Origin of the sequence: Myxococcus sp. CA023 (assembly GCF_010998615.1) — a bacterium.
In the GTDB taxonomy this organism is placed as follows: domain Bacteria; phylum Myxococcota; class Myxococcia; order Myxococcales; family Myxococcaceae; genus Myxococcus.
In genome coordinates this window covers 29,313-50,274 of record NZ_JAAEAH010000063.1, presented here as the reverse complement: position 1 = coordinate 50,274, position 20,962 = coordinate 29,313, and the positions used below count along the sequence as shown (strand labels likewise).

The window sequence follows — 20,962 nt, the reverse complement described above, 5'->3', positions numbered from 1 at the left end:
GGGCTTTCTCTAGAGGACGTGACGGACCAGGAAGACGGTGAGGACACCGGTGGCCATGAAGGTGAGCGTGGCGGAGATGGAGCGGACCGAGCCCCGGCTGATGCCGCAGACGCCGTGTCCGCTGGTGCAGCCGTTGCCCAGCCGCGATCCGAACCCCACCAGCAGTCCGGCCCCCGCCAGCAGCCAGAGGCCGCCCGCGCTCGGGGTCGAGGGCGCCGGGAAGGAGCCGGGGCGCAACCAGGCGAGCAGCAGCCCCCCGGCGAGCAGCCCGGCGAAGAAGAGCACGCGCCAGGCCACGTCACCGCGCACGGGAGCCAGCAGCGAGCCCACCACGCCGCTGATGCCGGCGACCCGGCCGTTGGCCAGCAGCAACAGGGAGGCGCTCAGCCCGATGAGGGCCCCGCCCAGGAGAGGAAGGAGGATGGAGGAAGTCATGTCGGGTGAGAGCCAGGCTCCAAAGAAAGGATTCAGCAGGTCCTGAATCCTTCTTCCACGCCCCGGGCTCTCATGGACAGGAGGCTTCGACATGATTTTCCGGCAGCTTTTCGATTCCGAGTCCTCGACGTACACGTACCTCATCGGCGACGAGGCCACGCGCCAGGCCGTCCTCATCGACCCCGTGCTGGAGCAGGTCGACCGCGACCTGCAGTTGGTGGCCGAGCTGGACCTCACCCTCACCCACGTCTTCGACACCCACGTCCACGCCGACCACATCACCGCGTCGGGCGCGCTGCGGGAGCGCACGCAGGCCACGGTGGTGGGGAGCGTGAACGGCGCCAGTTGCGCCAACGTCCAGGTCCGCCACGGGGACGAGGTACGCGTCGGACAGCTCGTCTTCCAGGTGCTCGCCACCCCGGGGCACACGGACGACAGCACCAGCTACCTGCTCGGCGACCGCGTCTTCACCGGGGATGCGCTGCTCGTGCGCGGCAACGGCCGCACCGACTTCCAGAACGGGAACGCGAGCCAGCTCTACGACAGCCTCACGCGCGTCCTCTTCGCCCTCCCCGATGAGACGCTCGTCTACCCCGGCCACGACTACAAGGGCCGCACGGTGACGAGCATCGCCGAGGAGAAGCGGCACAACCCTCGCGTGGCCGGCAAGAGCCGGGAGGAGTTCATCCACATCATGGAGAACCTCAACCTGCCCAGGCCCAAGCTGATTGACGCCGCCGTCCCGGCCAACCGCGCCTGTGGACACACGGCGCCCTCACCCCAGGGGGCCTGAGCTCCCTGACCTCTTCGCAGGAGTCCCGACCATGACACCCCACCCCTATCAGGACATCACGCCCTCACAGCTCGACACGCTCGGCCCCGAGGTGCGGCGCATCGACGTGCGCGAGCCGGACGAGTACACCGGCCCCCTGGGCCACCTGCCCGGAGCCGAGCTCGTCCCCCTGGACACGCTCGAGGCCGCCGCCAACGCGTGGCCGCGCGAGGCGCCGCTGCTGCTCATCTGTCGCTCGGGCGGGCGCTCCGCACAGGCGGCGCGGTTGCTCGCCCACGGCGGCTTCAAGCACCTCTTCAACCTGGCGGGCGGGATGCTCGCTGTGCGCGAGCCGCTCGCGCCGCGGCCCCAAGGCTGAGCGCGCGTCGCGACAGGACGGACACCATGCCCCTTCTCGGCTTCTCCCTCGCGGCGCTCATGGGCCTGTCGCTCGGCCTGCTCGGCGGCGGTGGCTCCATCATCACCATCCCCATCCTCGTGTACGTCCTGGGCTTCGGGGCCAAGGAGTCCATCGCCATGGGACTGGCCGTGGTGGGCGTCACCAGCCTCTTCGGCGCGGCGAGCCACTGGCGCAGGGGCAACGTCCAGTGGAAGGCGGCCCTCGTCTTCGGGGCGGTGGCCATGGCGGGTACCTACGCCGGGGCGCGCCTGTCCGCGCTCATCTCCGGGACGACGCAACTCCTGCTCTTCGCCACGGTGATGCTCGTCTCCGCCGTCTTCATGTTCCGCAATGGCCGGAAGGACTCCGCACAGGCGCCCGAGCCCCGGAAGGCGTCCTTCCCCCTCATGGCCCTGGCCGCCCTCGGGGTGGGAGGCCTCACCGGTCTGGTCGGCGTGGGCGGCGGCTTCCTCATCGTCCCGGCACTGGTGCTGCTGGTGGGCCTGCCCATGAAGCAGGCGGTGGGCACCAGCCTGCTCGTCATCGCCCTCAACTCCCTCGTGGGCTTCGCCGGCTACCTCGGCCACGTCGAGGTGCCCTGGGTCTCCCTTGGCATCTTCACGGCCATCGCCGTGGTGGGCATCCTGCTGGGCACCTGGGCGTCCCACTTCGTCTCCCAGGCGACGCTCAAGACAGCCTTCTCCGGCTTCCTCGTCGTGATGGGCGTCTTCATCTTCTTCAAGAACCGGGAAGCGTTGGGGCTGGGGGGCGGCGCCGCCACGACACAGAATGCCCACTGACGTCACTCAGAACTCCAGGAGGAGCACCATGGCCGAGCAGCCCCCCGACGCAGCCGCTCAATGGGACGCACGCTTCAGTCACCCGGCGTATGTTTATGGCACGCAGCCCAACGACTTCCTCGTGGAGATGGCCTCGCGCCTGCCTCCCGGCGGGCGCGTGCTGAGCCTCGGTGAGGGCGAGGGCCGCAACGCCGTCTACCTCGCCTCCCTGGGCCACGCCGTCACCGCGGTGGACGCGTCGAGCGTGGGACTCCAGAAGGCGAAGCAGTTGGCAGACGAGCGCGGCGTCAACATCGAGACGCGCGTCAGCGACCTGGCGCACTTCACCTTTGCGCCGGAGGCGTGGGACGCGGCCATCGTCATCTTCTGCCACCTGCCCCCCGCACTGCGGCGGCGGGTGCATGGCGCGCTGGTGAAGAGCCTCCGCCCCGGTGGCCTGGTCCTCCTCGAAGCGTACACTCCCGCTCAGCTGGGCTTCCGCACGGGTGGACCGCCTGTCGAGGAGCTCCTCTACACGGCGGAAGCCCTGCGCGAGGACTTCGCGGGCCTGGAGCTGCCCGTGCTCCGCGAGCTGACGCGCGAGGTCCGCGAGGGGACCCTGCACACCGGAAGGGCCGCCGTGGTGCAGCTCGTCGGGCGCAAGGCGACGTGAGCCCGGACCGCGCCAGCGCCCCGCGCCTCATCTGCATGATGCCGCCAAGGAGCTCTCCTCCTCCGAGCCCACTCCGAACCAACCACACATGATTCGGGACTTGACCTCCGGGAGTGGCTCAGGTGTGCGAGGCAGGGCTCGGGCGATGCCGCGCATTCTCCTGAGGGACATTGAGCATGCGCAGGGATGCGTCGGCGGTTTCCTACGGGTTTGGCGTCCAGCAGAGGAATGGCTCCTCAATGAAATTTGAAACGTAGTTATTGGCGTCAAGCACGCGGAATCGGATGTACTTGGTGTAGTAGCGTCCGCCTGTAAACAAACCATACCTGCACGGCTCACTGAAAGCAGTGGAACCATTGCGCCAGTAGAAGTTACCTGGGTCTGGATTGGCATCGAGATTATGTGCCATTTGCCACTGATAGATGTACGGCGCTACGCCGCCGCTTGCACTTCCAGAGCACTCAATTCTTGTGAATGATTCATTCTGGAAACAGCTCCCAGTCACTGTCGGAGGCGGTATGTCGAAGGCGACTACAGTGTCGCCCGTATCGACTTCCCTTCCTTCGGCGGAAAGAGGCTCCCCGCAGGCACTGAGCAAGGCCACCGCTGAAGCAGTCACTGCGATTAACGGAAGGTACTTCCCGATGGTGCGAACCGACATGGGCGCTCCTGTGGCAAGGCCGAAAAGGCAGTCGAACTTTAACTGACTTCCACGAAATTCCGCTTGAGCGGTTCGGAAGTGTTCTGAACTGCTCAAATGCTGCGAGCGTCCGTGGGGCTGCCATCCCCGTTGGCTCGGCCCGCAACTGAGTAGCCGTTCAGCGGGTCAAGTCCCGAATCTTGTGTAGTTGTTTCGGAGGGGGGAATCGGGGGAGGAAGGCTCCTCGGAGGCATCAAGCAGCGTGGTAATGGCTTCGTGAGCGCTGTCGTGTGGCTCTCCGGGTCGGGGCCACACGCGACACCGGAGGCAAGTCATCGACTTTGAAGATCGGAATCGTCGCCAGCTCGGCTCTCAGCTCCGACCGTCAATGAAGGACGGGAGCCTCTGTCACGCGCTCGAACGACACGCCCAGATTCCCGACCCGTTCGAGTTCGTTCTTGATGTCCTCCGACACGATGAAGGCAGTCTTGAACTTCTTCAGCCGAAAGACATGCGCGCCTTCAGTTTTCGAGGGGTCGATTCGCAGCCCGTAGATCCAGTTGTACTCGCCTGGGTAGTCAGGGGACGGTTCGTCATAGTGATGCACCTCCTGGCACCGTGCCTCATCAATGGCATCAACTACCTTGATTACATTGACGACAAAGTACCGCTCGGACTCTCTCTCTATCGACACCGGAAAGAGCTGAACATCGTCGGGAGCCAGTGTCCTGAAGACGTTCGCAATGGCTTCGCTGACGATGGGGGCAGCCTCAATCACAGAGAAGTCAAACGCTCGCTTAGTGCCAGGATGTGCGATTCGTGCTGCGAGGGGCCCCAGGTCAGGAAGGATGCGACCATCCGCGAACATCCAAGGCTCGTCAAACGCCTCACCAGAATCCCGTGTCGGCGTCTCAATCAGCCACCGTGGCACATCACCAAGCTCCACTGAGTAATAATGACGCTCCAACTTATTTCTCCACCTTCACAATGAAGCTCCGCAGCGGATTTCCCGGCGTCATAAGCTCGTTCGCTATCCTCGCAAGTTCCTTCATCAGACTGGCCCGGCAGGTCTCCGTCGTTCGGCAGCGCGCAACAGAGCGCTCAAGACGCCGAATCACCGCTCGGTGATACAGTTCAGGGTGGGGCCCTTCGTGTCCCTTGAGCCGCACCTTGTTGGCAGCGTCTTCGAGCGTCATCCCGGCCTTCTCGAATAGCTTCTGGCACTGAGGAGTCCAAGGACCGCCGGTAGCGTCGGAGATGGGGTTCTTGTTCGTGCAGATGTGATGAACGGGCCCCACCGCGTCACCAGGAAATCGCCCGTCCGAGTACATCGCCAGGGCCGCCGCAGCTCCCGGAGCCAACGCCACATTCAGCACTCCAGCGGCAGGCATCGCGATTGAAGTCACGCCACCATTCAACGCCGCCCCGAGCTGAAATCCCGACTCAGCCTGCGCCCGAAGCGCGGCCTGGGGGAAGCCCGGGAGCTTCGGCCCCTGGGCCGCCATCGCGTTCTTTCCGCCGAGAGCCGCCATGACGACGAGCACCAGGACGCGCGTGCCACTCGTCCCCAGCACCCGCCCGAACCGATGCCCGATGTCTTGTAGCTCGATGACGCTCATCGCCGTCCCCGCATCATCCCACAAGCGGGCGAATCCGCGCCCGATCTCCCAGACGGGCACCACACCCAGGTACGCCACCATCGCCGCCGTCAGTGCTACCGCGATGACCTTGGTGATGGGCTCGGGAAGCGCCACAGTGAGGAGCAGGGTCAACGCGGCCGACGTCACCAAGGCCTTGAGCGCCGCTGGGTTCAGCACCTTGCCGACCTCGGCCTCGACGCTCTCCCAAACGGTGTCGAGTGCGAAGGACAGCGCCATCAGCGTCCGGTCCTTCCGGGAGAACGTCAGCCCCGTTCCACCCACCAGGGTCAAGCAGTCGTCCGCGTCGGGACAGATGCGCGCGTACAAGGACTCAGGCGAACTCCCCGAGCCGGAGTCCACAAGGCCCTTCGAGGACGCCAGCAGGGTCCTGGAGCGCACCCATTCTCGCTCATCCGCCGCTTCAGCCGCTCGGAACGCAACGTCCATGCGCATGTCGAGGATGAGCCGCGTGAGGGCAGACTTGAATTCGTCCTCGCCCACTTCGACTGGGTCAACATCTACCGACTCGTGGACGACTCGCTGACCATTTCCAGCATCGATATTGACAATGCGAGTGGTCGTACACCCCGCTAAAAGAAGCAGCAAAGACACCACTGCAACCCATCTCATAGCATCCCCCGAAGACACCCCTGGAAATCAGGAGGCGCTGCAGCCTGACTCTGGGGTCTGACAACTTCAGCAGATTTCGCGCGACAACCAACCTACTACACGCATCCCAACTTAACTTCCACACCCTCCAGGTTGCACTGTCCTTCAGGCGCCACCGAGCAAAGAGTGGATTGCCCCACCACGCTCCTGGAAGGTTGTTCGCTCTATGAGACCTACCCAATTCACAAGGTCTATCCTGACTTTCGCAGCACTAGCGTCGTTGGGTGCGCATGCCGCTGAGCACTATCGGCGGTCCATCCTGCTCTCCGAGCATCCGGAGAACGGGACCCACTCCGTCTACGTGAAGGGGCAAGTCATCACGACGTTGCACTTCGAGCAGCCCGCCAACCCGAGCAAGACGAAGGTGTTCGGCTGGGAAGGTCGACTCGAACCACTCACGGTGGCCCACAACAAGGTCATCCTGGAGCCCATCCGGGCTCTCCACCGCGATGAGTGTCGCCGTGCGTCACAATGACAGTCCAAGACCGCAAGAGAGCCCAGAAGACACACAAAAGGCGATGAGCTACCTGCATCTGTTCGTCGGAGAATCCGCCTGGGTGCAGCTCGACGCGAACCAGACCCGGGCGCGTCCCATCACCTTGTACGACGGGAACATCGAGAGCGTGCTGAATGAGAACCTCGGGCTTCTTGAAGCACCAGCTCGGCTCTACGGCAGGGTCTGGACAGGCGGTCCCCAAGTCGTCATCCGCTACCATGCGGCCCAGCCGATGAATGGCCGAGATCAGGTACCCATCTGCGCAGTGGCTCGCCTCGGGTTCGGGCAGCTCCGAAAGCACCCGGAGTCCAAGCCAGGGACAGCCATCCTCGATTCGCCCCGCGCAGGGGTCTACATCGTGGACGAGTTCCGGTGAGGAAGCAGGGCCGCTGATAATTGTCGCGGAACCCCCGGCCTGGTTGGAGCAACGCCCGAGCGTTGAGCACGGCGAAAAAGAAAAAGGGCTGGTTGCCTGAAGCAACCAGCCCTTCTCTCTTCTTGGAGCCGACACCCAGGATTGAACTGGGGACCTACTGATTACGAATCAGTTGCTCTGCCGCTGAGCTATGTCGGCGCGACAGGTGCGCGGGGAGTACCATGGCGGCTCATGTCCGGCAAGCAGAAATGAAGGCGGGCGCTCACCCGCCCCGCCACCACGCCCGTTTTCGCGCGCCCGCATCGTTGGCTTTCCAATCATCCCCACGGTTAACCACCCTGACACGGATGACACACCGCGTCTGTCGTAGGTGACACATCGCGTTGACATAAGTGCCCGTTATCGCTCCAGATTCTTGGGAGAGGACGGGTGCTTGGCGCGGTTGAAGTCTCGGAGCGCCTATGTACATAAGGGCCCCGCTACCCCCACGTGCCTCGCCCACGAGCGGCGACGCGACAAGGAGCATCTCCCGTCATGGCCAGCGAAGAGAATTTCATGCGTGCCCCGGCCCCTACGCCCAAGCGCACCGTCTACACCGAGGCGATGGAGATCTTCCATCGTGCCGCGGACCTCATCGCGCTGGACAAGCGCGTCCGCCTCGAGTTGGAGGAGCCGGACTACGAGCACATCTTCTACGTCACGGCGAAGCTGAAGGACCGCCTCGTCCCGCTCTCCGAGGAGAAGGCGCGCACCTTCTCCAACCTTCCCGAGACGCAGGTGCGCAACAAGGAAGGCCTGGAGCTGCTGGCCAACGGCAACATCATCCTCAACGGCCGCGCCCTGCTGGGCTCGGACGTGGACATCCGCCAGGGCCACCTGCGCCTGCCCGACGGCAAGGTGTACCAGCTGGTCCCCGGTGAGTCGCAGCGCTTCAAGGCCTACCGCGTGCAGCACAACCAGGCGCGCGGCCCCTACAAGGGCGGCCTGCGCTACCACCGCGAGGTGTCCCTGGACCTCTTCAAGGCCCTGGCCGCGGAGATGACCTGGAAGACGGCCATCGCCGAGGTTCCGTTCGGCGGCGGCAAGGGCGGCATCCAGATCGACCCGCGCGAGTACGGCCGCGAGGAGATCGAAGCCATCACCCTGCGCTTCATGTACCGGCTCAAGAGCATGATTGGCCCGGACATCGACATCCCGGCGCCGGACGTGGGCACCAACCCCGGCATCATGGCCCTGCTCTACCGCCAGTACTCGGACGGTGAGCGTGAGCGCCACAACCTGCGCGGCATCGTCACCGGCAAGGACGTGCGCATCGGCGGCTCCGAGGGCCGCCACAAGGCCACCGGCCAGGGCGTCGCCTTCTGCATCGAGGACTACTACGCCGACCGCGGCGAGTCCGTGAAGGGCAAGACGTTCATCATCCAGGGCTTCGGCAACGTGGGCAGCCACGCCGCCAACATCCTGTCGCAGATGGGCGCCCGCCTGCTCGCGGTGAACGACGCCGACGGCACCATCTTCAATGGTGACGGGATCGACGTGACCGCGCTCTCCGCCTACGTGCAGGACCCCAAGAACCTCAAGCGCAGCGTGCTCGGCTTCCCGGGCGCCCAGCGCATCGAGAAGAAGGACCTCTGGGACGTCCCGGCGGACATCCTGGTCCCCGCGGCCCTGGGCGGCGAAATCACCGCCGAGGTGGCCGAGCGCCTGCGCGTCAAGCTGGTGGCCGAGGGCGCCAACGGCCCCACCACCCCGGAGGCCGACCGCATCCTGGAGAAGCGCGGCATCGAGCTCATCCCGGACATCATCGCCAATGCCGGTGGTGTGACGGTGAGCTACTACGAGTGGATCCAGAACAAGCGCATGGAGCGCTGGAGCGAGGCCGAGGTCGACCAGCGGCTCGAGCGCGCCATGAAGCGCAACTACCGCATCATCCGCGACATCTCGCGCAACCAGCCGCGCAAGACGGAGATGCACGACAGCCGCCAGTACTGCATCGGTGAGGCGGTGGACACCCGCTGCGCCGCCATGATTCTGGCGCTCAAGCGCATCGAGGCCCACTACCTCCTCGAGGGCTTCTCGCAGTAGTCGAAGCCACGGGCACCCGCCCACCGCTGGAAACACGAAGGGCACGGTCCTCCATCTGGAAGGCCGTGCCCTTTCGTTTTCACCGGGTCCGGAGGTTGGCTTGGGCGGCCCCCGCTGCTGTTCCGGGAAGCGCCAGGCCGCGAAGCCCCTCACGGGCCCCAGGCGAACGTCAGTGCATCACCCGCTCGCGGTCCACCAGCAGGAGGGGAGCGTCGTCCTGCGTCTCATAGGCCACGATGCGCAGCCCCACGCCGCGGCTGCTGCCCTCGCGCCCGTCCTTGCGCCCGAAGGCCAGGGCCACCTGGTAGCGGACCTCGCACAGGCACGTCATCTCCGTCCCGTCCTCGCCAGCGAACGTCACCTTCAGCTTCTCGCCCAGGCCCACCTGGTCCCGGACCTCCACGAACATGCCCCGCGTGCTGATGTTGCGGCCCACACCCCGAAGCATCCCATCCTGGGTGGTGAGGTAGACGGTGAAGACCTTGTCGAAACGGAGGTGGGAACGGCGCTCGTGAGGACGCTCAAACATGGGGGTAGTAGCTCCCGGAACAGGTGGTGACAGGCGCAACCTACACGGTAGCCACATGTAGGCAAGTTCTTCACCTACATCCACCCCTGCACACCCATGTAACGAGTGCCGGACGCTTTCCGAAATGGCACGATTCCGGGCTGAACCCCTGTTCCCCGGAGACCTCGCCCGTGAATCGCATCCTCCTCGCCGCCGCCCTCTTCCTCGCGCCCGCGCTTGCCCTGGCGGACGCGGACCCTCGCTTCGCCAAGCTGCGTGACGAAGCCGAGCCGCTGGGCGGGCTGGGGACCTTCTTGGATAAGTTCGTGGGCGCGTGCGACGGCCCCTTCGTGGACTCGCAGTGCAAGGCCAACGCGGAGGCGTTCCGGAAGAAGTACCAGGGCAAGCGGCTGTACATGATCGTCACCGAGGACGACGCCACCATGCTCGCCCCGGGCCCCTATTCGCTGGGCACGGGCGAGTACAGCATCAACATCACCCCGTTCTTCCCCGCCGGCAGCTCGGCGCTCACCCACGGGGCGCCCAAGAAGACGGACGGCAACGGCAACCCCATCCTCCCCTACCTCACCGTCACCGGTGACATGCCGGCGGGGTGGAACCTGCAGATGTTCAACCGCCTCTTCTCCTCGCGCTCGGTGCGGGCACAGATTGTCTTCACCCCGCAGAGCGTGTGGACCCTGCCCAAGAAGGGCGGCGGGAAGAGCCACGGCGTGACGGCACGCATCGAAGCCATCTTCATCACCGAGGCCCGCAGCGGCCAGACCATGGGCTTGTGGCTCAACGGCAAGGACGCCAAGAAGCGCTAGCCGGGCGTCACCTCACCGGGCGATGGCGATGTACTGGAGCGCCTCGCCCCGCTTCACCCGAAGGAGGATGCTGACCCCGGCGCTCCCCTTCCCCAGCGCCGCGCGCACCCCGGCCACGTCCTTCACCCGGCGGCGGTTCACTTCCGTCACGACGTCTCCCGCCCGCAGGCCGGCCGAGTCCGCCGGGCTGCGCGGCGTGACACCTGACACCAGCACGCCAGACCAGGCCGTCTCCCCCAGGGGCGCGGCCACCTCCGGCGTGAGGTCGCGGATCACCAGCCCCATCTCCTCCTCGCTGGCCGTCCGCTGGATGAGCCCCTCGGTGGCCTCCTGCGCGGGGCGCGCCACCAGCCGCACCGTCACTTCCTGCGTCTCGGTGCCCCGCGTCAGCGACAGGCGCGCCTCGGTGCCCGGCGCCAGCAGCGCCACCTTGCGCAACAGCTGCAGGTAGGAGCCGATGGGCCGCCCGTTCACCGCCACCAACCGGTCTCCGGGGCGGATGCCCACGGCCGCGGCGGGGCTGCCCTTGTAGACGTCCTTCACCAGCGGGGCCTGGCGCTCACTGCCCCCATTGCTCCCGTCGTCATTGATGACGACGCCCAGCCACCCACGCGCCAGCTTGCCGTTCTCCCGGAGGTTGGGCAGCAGCTCCTTCACCAGGTTGCTGGGGACCGCGAAACCAATGCCCTGCCCCTGACTGATGATGGCGGTGTTCACCCCCACCACCTCCCCCTTCATGTTGAAGAGCGGCCCACCGGAGTTGCCGGGGTTGATGAGCGCGTCCGTCTGGATGAAGTCGTCGAACTGGCCCACGCCCAGTACGCGCTCCTTGGCGGAGATCATCCCGTGGGACACGGAGTGGTCCAGGCCAAAGGGGTTGCCTATGGCCACCACCCAGTCGCCCACCGCCATCCGGTCCGAGTCCCCCAGGTAGACGGCGGGCAGCTTGCCCAGGTCCACGCCGCTGAGCCGCAACAGCGCCACGTCCGTGGAGGCGTCACGGCCCACCACGGAGGCGGCGAACTCGCGGCCATCCGCCAGACGCACGGCAATCTGCTGCGCGCTGGCCACCACGTGGTTGTTGGTGACGACGAGCCCGTCGGGCGTCAGCACGAAGCCGGAGCCTGTGGACTTCTTCATCCCCTCCAGGCCACCGGCCCGGGGCCCCACGGTGGTGATGTTGACGACGCCCGCCTCCACCGCGCGGATCAGCGGCGCCAGCGAGGACGGGGGCACGAAGTGGGGGATGCCCGGGTCTCCCTCGGCGCGCTCGCGCCACAGGCCCAGGCTGCCCGTCTGCCCCTCGACACCCGCGGCCTGCGCGGCGAACCACGCGGCATGCTCCCGGGCCCGCGCGGGAAGCCACGCGTCGAGAGGACCCTCGGCGGCCGCCGCGACCGGGGCGAGCGCCAGCACCAAACACAGGGAGAAGAATCGGGAGAGCACGGAGCGGCAGTCTACACGGCGGACCATGGTCGAGCGGACGCAACAACCGGGCCCGGCGCCCCCTTCCCGTGACGGGGGCGCCCTGGACGGCGGCGTCAGGCCTGGACGGGGGCGACGTACTTCGCCACCTTCACCCGGGCCGGACGGATGATGCGGTCCTTCAGCCGGTAGCCCGCACGCAGCTCGGCGACGATGCGGTGGTCCTCGTCCGGAGTGGCGGTCACCTCCATGTCGACCGCATCGGCCGTGTTCGGGTCGAAGGTCTGCCCGACGACATGAAGGCGCTCGATGCCCGTGGACTGCGCCTTGCGCAAGAGCTCGTCACGAATCATCCGGACGCCCTCGGCCAGCGGCGTGGTGTCCTGGGCGCTGACGGACAGGCACCGGTCCAACTCGTCGATGGCCTCCAGCAGCGTGACGGCCACGTTGCCGCGCTCCACGTCCAGCATGCGCTCACGCTCCCGCGTCACGCGCTGCTTGAACTCCTCGCGGTCCTTCTCCGCGGCCTGCACCGCGCGGACGGCGATGTCGAACTTCTTGCGAAGCGTCTCCAGCTCCGCGACCAGCCGCTCCCGCTCCGCGTCCTGACCGGCAGCCGCGTGCTCCTCCGGAGCCTGCTGCTGAGAGGAAGACTCCTCGGCGGCGGAAACAGGTCCCTCGCCGTTGGCGGAGGGGGGCTGCTGGGGGGCTTCGGGGGCTGCGTCGGTGCGGGTGTTACCGGCCATGTCGAACCTGAGGCGATGGTGGGTGCGCAGTCTCGCGCGAAAGGTAGGGAGCCACTGCTGCCCGGAACCTAACCGCGAGAAGGCCCCTGTCAACGCGGGAGCGAGCTAGTGCTCCTGCGGCGCGGCAGGAGACTCGGCCATGAAGCCGTGGTCCACCTGCCCTGTCACCTCGTCAATGATTTCCACCTGGGCGGCCCGCAGCGAGTAGTAGAGGAGCCACCGCTCCGCCGCCGTCAGGGATCCCGCCGGCAGGGCCTCCTCAATCTCCTGAACCGTGAGCCGTCCCTCCTTGAGCCCCTTCGCGAAGAGGGCCTTGCGGGCGATGTAGCTCTTACCGATCCTGTTCTCCACGGCGACGCCTCCTTTCCTCTGAAGATAATTTCGCCCACCGCTCGCCGCAGGGCGTCGTGGTGGCGGTGGGCTTCGGGACGGCAGGAGGGCAGGCGCCCAGCCAGCCGACGTCTCAGGAGTCGAGCGCGTCCGAGTGCTGCGTGGGCGGCGTCTGGTCGTCACTGCTTCCGACGTCCACCGGGTGCGCGGAGATGACCTGACGCGCCTCCGGGTGCAGCAGGCCGCGCTGCGCCAACACCTTGGGACCCAGAATCGTCACCATGGTCTCCTCCTCCACCACCTCCACGGCCAGGAGCCGGGCCGCCAACGCCTGGGCCCTGTCCTTGTGAGTGGTCAGCACCTGACGGGCCCTGTCGAGCGCTTCACTGACGAGCTTGCGCACCTCCTCGTCAATCATCCGCGCCGTCTGCTCGGAGTAGCTGCGCGTCTCCGGTACGCCCGCCGAGCGGAGGAAGCCCGGGCCATGTTCCGCGCTCAGGGCCACCGGCCCCAGCGTGCTCATGCCGTAGTCCCGCACCATCATCCGGGCCATTTCCGTGGCCTGGCGGATGTCGTTGGACGCGCCGGTGGAGATTTCCCCGATGAAGATCTCCTCCGCGGCCCGGCCGCCCATCATCCCCGCCATCTTGTCGCGCAGCTCGTCCAGCGACATGAGATAGCGGTCCTCCAGCGGCAGCGACATCGTGTAGCCCAGCGCCGCCAGGCCGCGCGGGATGATGGACACCTTCGTCACCCGCTCCGCGTGAGGCAGCATCCACCCCACCACCGCGTGGCCCGCCTCGTGGTGCGCGACAATCTCCTTTTCACGCTCGTTCATCCGGCGGTTCTTCTTCTCCAGGCCGGCGACGACACGCTCGATGGCTTCCTCGAAGTCCGCCCGCATCACCGCGTCGCGGTTGCGGCGCGCGGCCAGGAGCGCGGCCTCGTTCACCACGTTGGCCAGGTCCGCGCCCGCGAAGCCCGGGGTGCGCGAGGCAATGGCATTGAGGTCCACGTCCGGTCCCAACTTCACGCCCTTGGCGTGAATCTCCAGCACGCGCTCGCGGCCCCGCTTGTCCGGCCGGTCCACCAGCACCTGCCGGTCGAAGCGGCCCGGACGCATCAGCGCGCTGTCCAGGATCTCCGGACGGTTGGTGGCCGCCAGGATGATGAGACCCGCGCGGCTGTCGAAGCCGTCCATCTCCGCAAGCAGCTGGTTGAGCGTCTGCTCACGCTCGTCATGTCCACCGGCCACGCCCGAGTTGCGGCTCTTGCCAATGGCATCCAGCTCGTCGATGAAGATGATGCACGGCGCCTTCGCCGTGGCCTGGGCGAACAAGTCGCGGACTCGCGCGGCGCCCACGCCGACGAACATTTCCACGAACTCGGAGCCCGACAGGCTGAAGAAGGGAACGCCCGCTTCACCGGCCACGGCCCGCGCCAGCAGCGTCTTGCCCGTACCCGGAGGGCCCACCAGCAGCACACCCTTGGGGATGCGCCCGCCCAGGCGGCGGAACTTCTCGGGCGTCTTGAGGAACTCGACGATTTCGCGCAACTCGTCGACCGCCTCATCCACGCCGGCCACGTCATTGAAGCCCACGCCGGTGTCGGCCTCGGCCTGCACCTTGGCGCGTGTCTTCCCGAAGCTCATGACGCTCTGCGGGCCCTGCCCCATGCCGCCGGCCACCCGGCGCATCATGAAGCTCCAGAAGAGGAAGAAGAGGCCCAGGGGCAACAGCCATATCCACAGCGCCTCGCCCAGCCCTGACTGCGGCACGGCCTCGAACTGGATGCCCTTCTGCTCCAGCAACGGCACCAGCCCCTCGTCACCGGCGACGCGGTAGGCCATCCACGGCAGGGCGCTCGGCTCGCCGCGCAGCGTGCGCTCCCCGTCTGCCGGAGGAGGCGGCTGCGCCGTGTCCTTGAGGAAGCCCTTCACCCACTCGTTCGAAATCTGGACCCGGCTGAAGTTCCCGGATTCCACCCCGTCGCGGAACTGGCTGTAGCTCACGCGCCGCACGCCCGCGTCCTGGAAGACGTTGCGGAACAGCAGGAAGCCCAGGACGAGCAACAGGATGTAGCCCAACGGAGAGCCGAACTTGAACCCCTTCCCCGTTGGCGTTGGCTTGTCTGTCTTCTTTCCGCGTGGGCCCATCCCAGGCGGCAAATCCTGTGGCTTCATCGTCGGCACGCTCGACCCTCCCCCTCCCCCGCCCACGCGGACACCGTGACCGCAAGGCGTCTTCCCCGGCGGGCCAAAGATGTTCACCGTTGCCATACCGTCAACCCGCCAGGTGGGCTTCACGGCATGTGCGGGCCCTTGCGGCGAATCAGTGACACCCGATCAACCACAAGGGTTGACCAGTGAACTCCGTCCCCAACAAATAGCCGTTGCCGTCTTGCACGAAGGTGATGGCTTCTGCCTGTGCCTGGCTCCCGCTCGGAACCTCGACGAGCTGTCCTTGCAACAGGTCCTCCAGCCGCGCGGCGTCGGGGCGGCGCAGCTCGTACGCGCGCGAGTAGGTGCGCAGCAACAGCCGCTCACCGGACGGATGCAAGGAGGCCGCGGTGGTGGCCCGGTCCATCCCAAGTGGCGCCGTCAGCGTCCCCAGCTTCCGGGCCTGGATGGAGGTGTCCGCGCTCAGGCCATCCAGCGCGAAGACATCTCCCAGGGAGTCCAGCGTCTTGGTGATGACGGCCAACCGGCCAGAGCGTGCATCGATGATGACCGACTCCGCGTCGCGGGGCCCGTCCGGATACATGAAGGGCAGCACCTCCACCGGCACCGTGGCGTCTTCGAGCGCCTCCGGTTCGGGCAGCCGGTAGAGCCGCACCTGCTCGCGGCGCGCGAAGTTGTCGCCAATGTCCGCCAGGTAGACGCAGCTGCGCGACGTACCCGGGGCGCAGGGCCCCACCGTGACGTCCTCGATATCGCGCGGGGTGGCCCCGGTGAGCGCCAACCGGGCGAGGATGGCGCCCTTCGCGTCCATCGCGAACAGCTCGAAGCCGTTGCCGGAGTCGTTGTGCGCCCAGAAGGCGCCCGGGTGGCGCTGGCTGGCGGCCAGGCCGGAGAGCTCGGGCAGCACGTCGGGCACGGTGCCGGACCGCTGAGGCTCGCCGTAGAGCGTACACCCCGGCACGCCCTGGGCCGGGACCTGGTTCGTCACCTCGGGTGGAGGCGGCGCGGGCGGCGGCTTGGAGCGGGAGCACGCGCCCAGCACTCCGGCCAGCAACGCCAGGAGGAGACGGCGCGGCACGTCAGCTGTCCAGGTCGAGCAGCTTCGCCAGCGTCTTGGCATCCGCGTCCGGGAAGCGGTACGCGGACATCTCCTCCAGCGTCACCCAGCGGTGGTCATGCACGCGCAGGTGTTGAATCTCCTCCGTCGGCCGCGAGAGCCGGCAGTGGAAGACGCGGAAGTCGATGTCGTAGTTGGGGTACTCGTGGTGGGTGTGCATGGCCTGACCCAGCACGTCCACCTCCACGCCCGTCTCTTCCTGGATTTCCCGGGCAAGGGCCTCGGCGTCCTCTTCGCCCTCCTCCACGCGCCCGCCGGGGAACTCCCACAGCAGGGGCAGTGACGCGGTGGGGGGGCGCTGGGTGATGAGGTAGCGCCCCTGCTCATTCTGGAGCATCGCACCGACGACACGGACCTGACGGCGGGCCATTCGCTTCTCCTCTTTCTGGCGGGACACCGGGGGGAGGGGCGAACTAACACAGCCCCCGCCCGGCGCCAATGCCGCAACCCCAGTCGCCCAGCCTGCGCACGTCCGGACAACCCGGCCACCCTCCCCCTGGGCCGCACAGTCGCCGCGGACGCCCGGGGGGCTTGCCCCGGCCGCCCGCCCCCCGGGCAATGTTCGGGTCCGTGCGCCAGCGCACCGGCATGTGGTGAATTGGATGACGGGAACGCGAGAAGGCGTCATGCTCGCCCCATGACGACGAGTCGTAGGGAAAGGGCCGAGGTGCTCGGAGCGGCACTGAAAGCCGCCCGCCAGCAGGCGGGGCTCGGCATGGAGGAGGTCGCCGAGCAACTGGAAATCCCCGTGGAAGTGCTCGCTCGGGTGGAACGAGGGGTGATGGTGCCGACCATTCCCACCCTGACGCGCCTGTGTGTGATTCTGAAGCTGGACCCGGATGTGCTGCCCGAGCTGCCGGAGATGAGTGACTGACGTCCGGGCGTGGCCGTCCAAGCTCCCGGCCCCGAGCTCCCACGCCCATGCGCTGCCCCACCTGCCATCGCCGCGTGGCCGAGCGCTGTCCTCGCCACGGCCCGGTCGAAGCGCGTGCCCCAGGCTCCTTGCCGGAGCCTCCGGAAGTGGCGGGCTATGTCCTGGGAGCGCCCTTGGGGCGCGGTGGGTTTGGACGGGTGTTTGCCGCGCGGCGCGAGGTGGATGGGCAGGACGTCGCGCTGAAGGTGCTGGAGCCGCTCGCGGGCGAACGACTGGGGCGGGAGTTGGAGGCCCTGCGCCGCATCGGTCCCCCCGCCGTGCCGCGGCTGCTGGGCGAGGCCACGACCCGCGCCGGTGAGCGGGTGGTCATCATGGAGCGCATCGAGGGCCCGACGCTGGCTCGGCGGTTAGCGAAGCTTCCGGGCGCCGGTGCCCTGCCCTGGGCCGATGCGGCCCCGCTGACGCGAGCCCTGGCGGAGGCGCTGGCCCAGGTCCATGCGGCGGGCGTGGTGCACCGGGACCTGAAGCCGGAAAACGTCGTGCTGTCCGAAGGGCGGCTCGTTCTGCTGGACTTCGGGCTCGCGCGGCTGACGGCCCAGGATGATGCGGAGGGGCTCTCGCCAGGGCTCACCCGCACGGGTCAGCGGCTGGGGACCCATGAGTACATGTCACCCGAGCAGTGCCGGGACGCGCGATTCATCGACGCGCGCGCGGACCTGTATGGGCTTGGGGTCATGTTCTTTGAGTTGCTGTGTGGTCGGCCTCCCTTTGTCGGAGAGGCGGCAGCGGTGCTCCAGGCGCATGTCTCGCGGCGGCCTCCGACAATGCGGACGCTCGCGCCTTGGCCGGTGCCCGCGGCGGTGGAGACATTGGTGCAGCGGCTGCTGGCCAAGGTGCCCGAGGACCGGGGACACAGTGCGCGGTCGCTGGCGGAGGAGTTGCGCGAGCTTCAGGGCGCTGGCGATGCGCTGGGCCCACATGCGGTGTCCGCGGCCTTGGCGGAGAGCCCGCGCCACGCCACGGAGGCGTCATGGACGAACACGGGCCCTTCAACCACCCCCACCCCGGACACCAGCCGAACCACGAACGAAGTGGCGGTCCTCGGTGTGAAGTCCTCACTGGACGCACCGGCCTTGCAGGCGTGCCTCGCCGGAAGCGGCGTCATCCTCGCGCGCGTGGAGCCGGGCCTTTGCCTCTTCGCGTTCCCCCACGAAGCGGCGGTGGAAGCCGGGCTGCGCGCAGCGCTCCGGGCCGCAGAGGTGCTGAAAGCCGCTCTCCCCCCAAACGCAACGCTCGCGCTTCATTGCGCACCGCTGCGCATTCGTGAGCGTGCAGGTCGCTTGACGGTGGGTGGAGCGGCGGTGGAGCGGCCCGAGCGGTGGTGGCCATCGTTTGAATCCGTCTCCCCCCCTGAGACTGTCGCACTGACGGCCAGCGCCCGAGCCCACCTGGGCGACCTGCCCTACAGCACGCCGCATGGGGACGCGCTGATAGCTCCTGACGTCCTCCTGGGCCGGGACACGGAACGGCAGTGGCTGCGCGAAGCCCTGTCGCGCGTGCAGGCACACGGCGCGCCCGTGCTGCGCACCCTGCTGGCGGAAGAGGGACAGGGCAAGACACGCCTGCTCACGACGTGGCGGAGCGAACTGGAGGGCACGCCCGGCGTCTCCGTGCGCTTCGTCGAGGCGCTCCCGGATGAAGGCAGCGCGAGCGAAAGCGGTCTGCGAAGTCTCATCAACACCGTCCTCGGCCTTCCAGCTCAGACGCCCTCGGATGAAGCGCTGCGCCGGCTGCTCGCGGACGCGCATCCCCCGTTGGATGTGGCCACCGTGCACCCGGCGGCGCGCAGGCAACTGGTGGCGAGGGCCATCGCAGCGCACCTGTGGCGGCTCGCGGCCGCGCAGCCCCTGGTTCTGCTGGTCGATGACGCGCACACGCTGGACCCCACGGCCCTGGATGCACTGGAACTGGCGACGCTCTCTGGAGAGGGGGCCCCCCTGTGCGTGGTGCTCGCCGGCCGGCACCGGCTGCTAGGCCTGCGCCCCTACTTGGGAGAACGCGCACGAGACGCCGAACAGCGAGAGCTTCCTCCCCTTCCGGAACTCGATGCGCGTGAGTTGCTCCGCCAGTGGCTGCGCCCCGTAGACCTGATTGCCGAAGGCGTGTTGAGAGAGCTGGTGGACCGCTGCGGTGGCTCACCGCTGCGCATGCTGGAGACGGTGCGTGCCCTCCGAGGCGCGGGCGCCATCCGTACCCGTCCGGATGGGGGTGGCTACCTCGCTGCGGACGCCCTCAACGGGCTGGCCCCGGACCGCCCGGGCGCGGATGAACGGCTCGCCGAACGAAGCCTCTCGGGCCTGCCCACTGGCATGCGCGCCCCGCTCCATGTCGCGGCACTCCTGGGAGACGACGTCAGGCTGGAGGAACTCACCGCCACGCTCGCCCACCTGGAGGCAGACGCGTCCCTGGACCTGTCGCTGGACCCGGGCGTCGCGATGGAGCGGCTGGCACGAGCGGGCATGCTGGAACCCCGAGGGCCGCGACGCTGGCGCTTCGAACACACCACCCTGCGCGAAGCCTTCACCGCCCTGCTCCCTCCGGCCCTGAAGCGGCGCATCTGCACGGCCGCCTTGCGCGCCCTGCCCGCTACGCCCACCGCCCGAAGGGCGCGTCTGGCCGAGTCCGCCGGAGATTCCCTCCAAGCCACGGCCCTCCACTGGAACCTGGCCGAATCCGCTCGCCACGCGCACCGGCTCCTGGAGGCGGAACGGCACTACTCGGCCGCCCTGTCGCTGGTGCCGCGCACCGAAGAGGCCGTCCGGTTGGAGCTGCTGTCGGGACGAGGACGCGTGCGCTACCGCCTCCAGCGCATCGACGACGCGGTGGAAGACCTGCGCGCCGCCCGCCTGCTGGCCGAGGCCCACCGCGATGTGGTGCGCGAGGCGGACCTGCTGCTGGAAGAAGCCACCGCCCTCGACTGGCAGGACGACGCAGTGGGCTCCACCGCACTGCTGGAGCAGGCCCTGCACTGCCTGAAGGACGCGGTCCCCTCGGAGCTGGCCGCGCGCCATGCCCTGGCCCAGGCGCGCGTCTTCGTGCGGCGGGAGGACATCACTGGGGCTGTGCCCGCCCTGGAGCGAGCCGTGGAGGCCGCGCGGTCCGGAGAGGATTCGGAGACGGAGGCCATCGCCCTGGCCATGCTGGGCGCGATGCTGGCGTGGACCGACCGGCTGGACGAAGCCTCGCGCCGCTTCGACGAAGCCATCGCCCTGTGCGAGGCGACCGGCGACACCCTGCACCTGGGCGTGGCCCTCAACAACCGGATGGTGCTGCATGTCCAGCGCCGGGACGCGGCGGGCGCTCACGCGGACCTGGAGCGCGCGGTAACCCTGGGACGCGAGCTGGGCAACGTGCAGATTGAACGGACCTCCGCCTTCAACCTGGCGCTGCTGCTCGGCTACCAGGGCCGGGCCGTGGAGGCATTGCCCCTGGCGCGGCGGGCCGGCGTGCTCAGCCAGCGCTTCTTCCCCCGGTCCATGGCCCAGGATGCCCTGCTGGTGGCGCGCCTGTGCTGCGAACTCGGAGACCTGTCCGAAGTCGCACGTCAGCTCGCCTGGCTCGAGGAGCCGGACACGCGGGAGCGTCTGTCACCTTCGGACGCGCTGATGCTGTCCGTGGTCCGGCGCGTCGTGAACGAGGCTCAAGATGCCCTTCCCTACGGCGCCGATGCCTGGGCCCACCTGGTAGAAGCGTCACGCCGGTTGGCCACGCCTGATGAGCGGCTGGAGATTCTCGTCTGGGCGGCACGCGCGGCTCGCAAGGCCGGAGACACGGTGACGCTGCGCGCTCGGGTCGCGGAGGTCGAGGAGACCGCACGCGAAGCGCCGCTGTGGACGGACCGCGTCCGCGCGCTGGTGGCGCCGGCCGAAAGCCCCTAGCGGGACGGCCACGCCCAGTGCCGGGGCCGAGAACCGTGTTAGCACGGGGTGTC

The 20,962-nt window shown here is 67.9% G+C and carries 21 protein-coding genes and 1 tRNA gene; 10 read left to right on the top strand and 12 right to left on the bottom strand.

The genetic code is table 11. The features are described from left to right. Window positions 1–9: 9 nt before the first annotated feature. Window positions 10–435, bottom strand: a complete 426-nt coding sequence (locus tag F8M74_RS25880; protein WP_141258140.1) for a YeeE/YedE family protein — start codon at window positions 433–435, stop codon at window positions 10–12. Between the two features lie 91 nt (window positions 436–526). Here F8M74_RS25880 and F8M74_RS25875 point away from each other — a divergent pair, with 91 nt between their 5' ends. Genes F8M74_RS25875 through F8M74_RS25860 form a run of 4 tightly spaced genes read left to right on the top strand, consistent with a single transcriptional unit; the run spans window position 527 to window position 3,059 of the window. Further along, window positions 527–1,228 (top strand): MBL fold metallo-hydrolase, encoded by a 702-nt coding sequence (locus tag F8M74_RS25875; protein WP_141258139.1) that lies wholly within the window; start codon window positions 527–529, stop codon window positions 1,226–1,228. Between the two features lie 31 nt (window positions 1,229–1,259). Continuing rightward, complete coding sequence (locus F8M74_RS25870) at window positions 1,260–1,586, top strand: rhodanese-like domain-containing protein (protein ID WP_141258138.1); 327 nt, start codon at window positions 1,260–1,262, stop codon at window positions 1,584–1,586. A gap of 26 nt (window positions 1,587–1,612) precedes the next feature. Next, entirely contained in the window at window positions 1,613–2,407 is a 795-nt protein-coding gene (locus tag F8M74_RS25865; protein WP_141258137.1) for a sulfite exporter TauE/SafE family protein, read from the top strand. A 28-nt stretch (window positions 2,408–2,435) separates the two neighbouring features. Beyond that, entirely contained in the window at window positions 2,436–3,059 is a 624-nt protein-coding gene (locus tag F8M74_RS25860; RefSeq protein WP_011554325.1) for a class I SAM-dependent methyltransferase, read from the top strand. Window positions 3,060–3,261: 202 nt separating this feature from the next. Here the strand turns inward: F8M74_RS25860 and F8M74_RS25855 are convergent, their stop codons facing one another. From F8M74_RS25855 to F8M74_RS25845, 3 genes are all read right to left on the bottom strand, one after another. Continuing rightward, window positions 3,262–3,720 (bottom strand): hypothetical protein, encoded by a 459-nt coding sequence (locus F8M74_RS25855; protein ID WP_141258136.1) that lies wholly within the window; start codon window positions 3,718–3,720, stop codon window positions 3,262–3,264. A 364-nt stretch (window positions 3,721–4,084) separates the two neighbouring features. Further along, entirely contained in the window at window positions 4,085–4,645 is a 561-nt protein-coding gene (locus F8M74_RS25850) for a DUF1629 domain-containing protein (RefSeq protein ID WP_228560310.1), read from the bottom strand. 22 nt (window positions 4,646–4,667) lie between these two features. Further along, entirely contained in the window at window positions 4,668–5,969 is a 1,302-nt protein-coding gene (locus F8M74_RS25845) for an AHH domain-containing protein (RefSeq protein WP_141258135.1), read from the bottom strand. 259 nt (window positions 5,970–6,228) lie between these two features. On the opposite strand from F8M74_RS25845, the gene F8M74_RS25840 reads away from it, so the two are divergent. Together F8M74_RS25840 and F8M74_RS25835 are read left to right on the top strand one after the other, a co-directional pair. Then, window positions 6,229–6,483, top strand: coding sequence for a DUF2381 family protein (locus F8M74_RS25840; RefSeq protein ID WP_239004993.1), 255 nt, complete (start codon window positions 6,229–6,231; stop codon window positions 6,481–6,483). Window positions 6,484–6,526: 43 nt separating this feature from the next. Further along, window positions 6,527–6,880, top strand: a complete 354-nt coding sequence (locus tag F8M74_RS25835; RefSeq protein WP_141258134.1) for a hypothetical protein — start codon at window positions 6,527–6,529, stop codon at window positions 6,878–6,880. A 123-nt stretch (window positions 6,881–7,003) separates the two neighbouring features. Here the strand turns inward: F8M74_RS25835 and F8M74_RS25830 are convergent. Continuing rightward, window positions 7,004–7,078: transfer RNA gene (locus F8M74_RS25830), tRNA-Thr, on the bottom strand. 336 nt (window positions 7,079–7,414) lie between these two features. Between F8M74_RS25830 and F8M74_RS25825 the strand changes: the two genes are divergently transcribed. After that, window positions 7,415–8,965: a Glu/Leu/Phe/Val dehydrogenase gene (locus F8M74_RS25825; protein WP_141258133.1), complete on the top strand. Its 1,551-nt coding sequence runs from the start codon at window positions 7,415–7,417 to the stop codon at window positions 8,963–8,965. 169 nt (window positions 8,966–9,134) lie between these two features. Here F8M74_RS25825 and F8M74_RS25820 read toward each other — a convergent pair whose 3' ends face one another. Beyond that, entirely contained in the window at window positions 9,135–9,494 is a 360-nt protein-coding gene (locus F8M74_RS25820; RefSeq protein WP_002638616.1) for a PilZ domain-containing protein, read from the bottom strand. A gap of 170 nt (window positions 9,495–9,664) precedes the next feature. On the opposite strand from F8M74_RS25820, the gene F8M74_RS25815 reads away from it, so the two are divergent. Then, window positions 9,665–10,300: a DUF6066 family protein gene (locus F8M74_RS25815; protein WP_141258132.1), complete on the top strand. Its 636-nt coding sequence runs from the start codon at window positions 9,665–9,667 to the stop codon at window positions 10,298–10,300. Window positions 10,301–10,312: 12 nt separating this feature from the next. On the opposite strand, the gene F8M74_RS25810 is transcribed toward F8M74_RS25815, so the two are convergent. The 6 genes from F8M74_RS25810 to F8M74_RS25785 form a co-directional block, all read right to left on the bottom strand. Next, window positions 10,313–11,773: a trypsin-like peptidase domain-containing protein gene (locus F8M74_RS25810; protein ID WP_171410516.1), complete on the bottom strand. Its 1,461-nt coding sequence runs from the start codon at window positions 11,771–11,773 to the stop codon at window positions 10,313–10,315. Between the two features lie 68 nt (window positions 11,774–11,841). Next, on the bottom strand, window positions 11,842–12,471 hold the full coding sequence (locus F8M74_RS25805) for a nucleotide exchange factor GrpE (protein WP_141607789.1): 630 nt from the start codon (window positions 12,469–12,471) through the stop codon (window positions 11,842–11,844). A 105-nt stretch (window positions 12,472–12,576) separates the two neighbouring features. Next, window positions 12,577–12,822 carry an RNA polymerase sigma factor region1.1 domain-containing protein gene (locus F8M74_RS25800; RefSeq protein ID WP_140792871.1) on the bottom strand — a complete coding sequence of 82 codons (246 nt, stop codon included), beginning with the start codon at window positions 12,820–12,822 and terminating at the stop codon, window positions 12,577–12,579. A gap of 112 nt (window positions 12,823–12,934) precedes the next feature. Beyond that, complete coding sequence (gene ftsH / locus F8M74_RS25795; protein WP_141256577.1) at window positions 12,935–14,956, bottom strand: ATP-dependent zinc metalloprotease FtsH; 2,022 nt, start codon at window positions 14,954–14,956, stop codon at window positions 12,935–12,937. Window positions 14,957–15,131: 175 nt separating this feature from the next. Continuing rightward, complete coding sequence (locus tag F8M74_RS25790; protein ID WP_141256555.1) at window positions 15,132–16,058, bottom strand: hypothetical protein; 927 nt, start codon at window positions 16,056–16,058, stop codon at window positions 15,132–15,134. Window position 16,059: 1 nt separating this feature from the next. Continuing rightward, a complete protein-coding gene (locus F8M74_RS25785; RefSeq protein WP_090490760.1) occupies window positions 16,060–16,467 on the bottom strand; it encodes a (deoxy)nucleoside triphosphate pyrophosphohydrolase in 408 nt (135 codons plus the stop codon). 267 nt (window positions 16,468–16,734) lie between these two features. On the opposite strand from F8M74_RS25785, the gene F8M74_RS25780 reads away from it, so the two are divergent. Beyond that, the gene (locus F8M74_RS25780; protein ID WP_013940940.1) at window positions 16,735–16,971 is read left to right on the top strand and encodes a helix-turn-helix domain-containing protein; all 237 of its coding nucleotides are present in this window, start codon (window positions 16,735–16,737) and stop codon (window positions 16,969–16,971) included. 146 nt (window positions 16,972–17,117) lie between these two features. Further along, complete coding sequence (locus tag F8M74_RS25775; protein WP_228560301.1) at window positions 17,118–20,909, top strand: serine/threonine-protein kinase; 3,792 nt, start codon at window positions 17,118–17,120, stop codon at window positions 20,907–20,909. The last annotated feature ends 53 nt before the right edge of the window (window positions 20,910–20,962 follow it).

Bases quoted from the DNA above. Each gene is read 5' to 3' on its own strand.
- F8M74_RS25855 (WP_141258136.1), bottom strand. From the start codon at position 3,720: ATGTCGGTTCGCACCATCGGGAAGTACCTTCCGTTAATCGCAGTGACT.
- F8M74_RS25845 (WP_141258135.1), bottom strand. From the start codon at position 5,969: ATGAGATGGGTTGCAGTGGTGTCTTTGCTGCTTCTTTTAGCGGGGTGT.
- F8M74_RS25865 (WP_141258137.1), top strand. From the start codon at position 1,613: ATGCCCCTTCTCGGCTTCTCCCTCGCGGCGCTCATGGGCCTGTCGCTC.
- F8M74_RS25785 (WP_090490760.1), bottom strand. From the start codon at position 16,467: ATGGCCCGCCGTCAGGTCCGTGTCGTCGGTGCGATGCTCCAGAATGAG.
- F8M74_RS25810 (WP_171410516.1), bottom strand. From the start codon at position 11,773: ATGGTCCGCCGTGTAGACTGCCGCTCCGTGCTCTCCCGATTCTTCTCC.
- F8M74_RS25880 (WP_141258140.1), bottom strand. From the start codon at position 435: ATGACTTCCTCCATCCTCCTTCCTCTCCTGGGCGGGGCCCTCATCGGG.
- F8M74_RS25870 (WP_141258138.1), top strand. From the start codon at position 1,260: ATGACACCCCACCCCTATCAGGACATCACGCCCTCACAGCTCGACACG.
- F8M74_RS25825 (WP_141258133.1), top strand. From the start codon at position 7,415: ATGGCCAGCGAAGAGAATTTCATGCGTGCCCCGGCCCCTACGCCCAAG.
- F8M74_RS25780 (WP_013940940.1), top strand. From the start codon at position 16,735: ATGACGACGAGTCGTAGGGAAAGGGCCGAGGTGCTCGGAGCGGCACTG.
- F8M74_RS25835 (WP_141258134.1), top strand. From the start codon at position 6,527: ATGAGCTACCTGCATCTGTTCGTCGGAGAATCCGCCTGGGTGCAGCTC.
- ftsH (WP_141256577.1), bottom strand. From the start codon at position 14,956: ATGGGCCCACGCGGAAAGAAGACAGACAAGCCAACGCCAACGGGGAAG.
- F8M74_RS25875 (WP_141258139.1), top strand. From the start codon at position 527: ATGATTTTCCGGCAGCTTTTCGATTCCGAGTCCTCGACGTACACGTAC.
- F8M74_RS25860 (WP_011554325.1), top strand. From the start codon at position 2,436: ATGGCCGAGCAGCCCCCCGACGCAGCCGCTCAATGGGACGCACGCTTC.
- F8M74_RS25805 (WP_141607789.1), bottom strand. From the start codon at position 12,471: ATGGCCGGTAACACCCGCACCGACGCAGCCCCCGAAGCCCCCCAGCAG.
- F8M74_RS25820 (WP_002638616.1), bottom strand. From the start codon at position 9,494: ATGTTTGAGCGTCCTCACGAGCGCCGTTCCCACCTCCGTTTCGACAAG.